The organism is Pseudoflavonifractor sp. An184 (assembly GCF_002160305.1).
GTDB classification, from domain to species: Bacteria; Bacillota; Clostridia; order Oscillospirales; family Oscillospiraceae; genus Lawsonibacter; species Lawsonibacter pullicola.
In genome coordinates, this window is sequence record NZ_NFKI01000145.1 from 1 (window position 1) to 943 (window position 943).

Sequence of the window (943 nt, forward strand, 5' to 3'; positions counted from 1 at the left end):
GCCCGGACCTTTTACCGGGTCTGCCGGGATATCGTCAAGCTGGCGGATGTGTTGGGCCATTCCAGCGTTGAAACCACCCGTATCTATCTCATTTCCACCGGCGCGGAGCACGCCGGCATATTAAAAAAGATGAGTTTGATCTTATAGGACAAAATAAGTGTTTTGGGCCCGTTTTTATATTTTTGCAGCCCGGCAGAACTGAAAATAAAAATGGGAGCAAGGCAACGGAGGCGCGCGGCAAGGAAAAAGGGCGCAAAAACCAGACCGCATGATTATTTTGCTTCACGCGGTCTATTTTTCACGCCCGAATTTCAAAGAACGCCTTGCAATAAGGAGGAGTTCGTGCTACAATTCAGCTAGTCAGTTATGTAAGATATTGGTGTTTTGTAAAGAAACAAGGCAAAACACTTATTTTGCCTACATCGAACAAGGAGGAGATGAGGAAGATGGAGGCGCTGCTGGATCCGGCGGCGGAGCGCCGGATCAAGTCCCCGCCTCGGGCGGGGCCTTCGGGCCTCTGGCTGACGCCGGACGACCTGGAGGCATACCTGGACGATCTGTCCCGCAGGGGGCGGGTGTCCGGCACGCTGGAGACCTACCGGCGGAACATCCACGCACTGTATGAGGATCTGCCTGCGGACAAGACGGTCCGCCCCGGCACGCTGAGGCAGTGGCAGCGGGAACTGCTGGAGGGAGGATACTCCCCCCGGACGGTGAACGCCCGCATATCGGCGGCCAACGGCCTGGTATCGTTTCTTGGCCGGCGGGACCTGCAGTTTGTGGGTGCTCTGGAGGTAGAGGATGTGCAGCCGGAGCTGACGCGGACGGAGTACCTCCGCCTGCTCACCACAGCCCGGGCGCTGGACAAGGAGCGCCTGTACCTGCTGGTGAAGCTCTTCGGCTGTACCGGAATCCCCGTGCAGGAGCTGCCGCGGGTGACGGT

General features: G+C 58.0%; 1 protein-coding gene. It reads left to right on the forward strand.

Going from position 1 to position 943, the window contains the following annotated elements; all coding sequences use genetic code 11:
* Positions 1–446 precede the first annotated feature (446 nt).
* Positions 447–943 (forward strand): site-specific integrase (locus tag B5F19_RS16860; RefSeq protein ID WP_162612612.1); only part of this gene is annotated, 497 nt, incomplete at its 3' end.